Source organism: Streptomyces mexicanus (assembly GCF_902506575.1).
Lineage (GTDB): Bacteria > Actinomycetota > Actinomycetes > Streptomycetales > Streptomycetaceae > Streptomyces > Streptomyces mexicanus.
Window position 1 is genome coordinate 1 of record NZ_LR732586.1, and the last position, 1,698, is coordinate 1,698.

General features: G+C 73.6%; 2 protein-coding genes. One reads left to right on the top strand and one right to left on the bottom strand.

From position 1 onward, the window contains the following. Positions 1 to 34 precede the first annotated feature (34 nt). Positions 35 to 865 carry an MIP/aquaporin family protein gene (locus tag GV126_RS32740; RefSeq protein ID WP_159674644.1) on the bottom strand — a complete coding sequence of 277 codons (831 nt, stop codon included), beginning with the start codon at positions 863 to 865 and terminating at the stop codon, positions 35 to 37. Positions 866 to 1,150: 285 nt separating this feature from the next. Here GV126_RS32740 and GV126_RS32745 point away from each other — a divergent pair, with 285 nt between their 5' ends. Next, entirely contained in the window at positions 1,151 to 1,561 is a 411-nt protein-coding gene (locus GV126_RS32745) for a luciferase domain-containing protein (protein WP_159674646.1), read from the top strand. The last annotated feature ends 137 nt before the right edge of the window (positions 1,562 to 1,698 follow it).

Here is a 1,698-nt window from a genome sequence, read left to right on the forward strand (position 1 = left end):
GGGGCGGGGAGCGGCGTGTGCGCCCGGTGCGGCGTCAGCCGTTCCGGGGCTCCGGCGCCGGCACGCGGCCCGGTTCCTGCTCCTCCCGGGCGGCCCGCGGCAGGTCGGGCGTGATCGCCAGGCGGTAGACCAGCGCCCCGATCACCCCGCCGGCCAGCGGTCCGACGACGGGAACCCACCAGTACGGGTTGCCGTACTGATCACGCCAGGCGGAACCGTACCCGGTGAGGTAACTGGCCAGGCGCGGCCCGAAGTCGCGGGCCGGGTTGATGGCGTACCCGGCGTCCGCGCCCCAGGCCATGCCGATCGCCACCACCAGCAGGCCGATGGCCAGCGGGGTGAGGTTGGCGCCGGGCGGGGTGTTGAGCAGGTCGGTGACGGCGAAGATCACCAGGACCAGCAGGGCCGTACCGATGACCTGGTCCCGCAGCGCGCCCCACTCGCTGACCGGAAGCGTGCCGTTGCCGGGCAGGGTGGAGAAGACGCCCTGGGTCTTGAGCGTGTGACCGGGGTCGGCCTTGGCGAGGGCCTCGGTGTAGTTCCAGCGCACCAGCAGCGCGGCCACGAAGGCGCCGAGGGTCTGGGCCAGGGAGTAGGGCAGGACCTTCCGCCAGGAGAAGCCCTTGAAGCAGGCCAGCGCGAGGGTCACCGCCGGATTGAGGTGGGCGCCGCTGATCCGCGCGGCCACGTAGACGCCGAGGGCGACGCCCAGGCCCCAGGCCCAGGTGATGCTGTCGTGGTCCCCGATCCCCGCGGCCACCACCTGCGCGACCACGCCGACACCGAACAGGATGAGGATCAGGGTGCCCAGGAACTCGGCCATGAGTTCGCCGACCAGTCCCCGTCCGGACGTTGCGTCTGCCATGGGGCACCGCCTTCCACTCGCGACGAGAAGGGCGCTTTTCGCCGGGAGCGTACTGACGTGGCGCCGGGCGTCCAGAGGGCGGACACCAAACGGAAGCACCTCGGTCCACTTCTCCCCGGTGGTGCTCCGGCGCACGCGGTGGAGACGGGCAACTCCGCCGCCCCGCCTCCGCGTTGGGGGCACGCCGGTCCGTGCGACCGGCCGGCCGACGGGGTTTCGGACACGGATCGGTTAAAGCTCGCTCACGCACCGGTTGCCGTGCGGTGAGCGCGCCATGATGGGACCATGACGCTCGCTGCGCGTGCCCTTGCCCAACTGGCCGGCTGGCCGGACCTGACGGAAGCGGAGCCCAGCTGCGGCATCGGGCGGGCGGTCAGCTCGGTGCACGGCGAGATCGCCCACTTCCATTCCGAGCGCGACGTGGACCTCCAGCTCACGGCCCGCGCGATACGCCGCCTGGCGGGCGACCTCAGACGCTTCGACGCCGTCCGGGTCGTGCCCGGCTCGTCCTGGGTGACGATCCGCCTCGACGCCTCGGCCGACGTCGACCTGCTGCTGAGTCTGACCAGCGTGGCCCTCCAGGCGCTCCAGGCGGACCGGCCTGCGGACGACGGCGCCGGCCTGCCCGGTCCGGACGCTCCCGCCACCGTCTCCGGCTGCAACGACCGCCGCGGTGTGGGATTCCTGCGCACCTGACGGACTCCGGGAGCTCGATGCCAGGGCACCTGCCCAGGCCGCCGCGCCTTCCCGGTGGCGCCTCCGCTCCGGCGGCCGCGCCTGCCTGGGTGGTCCTGCCCGCCCCGACGGCCGCCGGAGCGGAGGCGCCACCGGGA

Coding starts and splice junctions, on each gene's coding strand:
- GV126_RS32745 (WP_159674646.1), top strand. CDS start 1,151: ATGACGCTCGCTGCGCGTGCCCTTGCCCAACTGGCCGGCTGGCCGGAC.
- GV126_RS32740 (WP_159674644.1), bottom strand. CDS start 865: ATGGCAGACGCAACGTCCGGACGGGGACTGGTCGGCGAACTCATGGCC.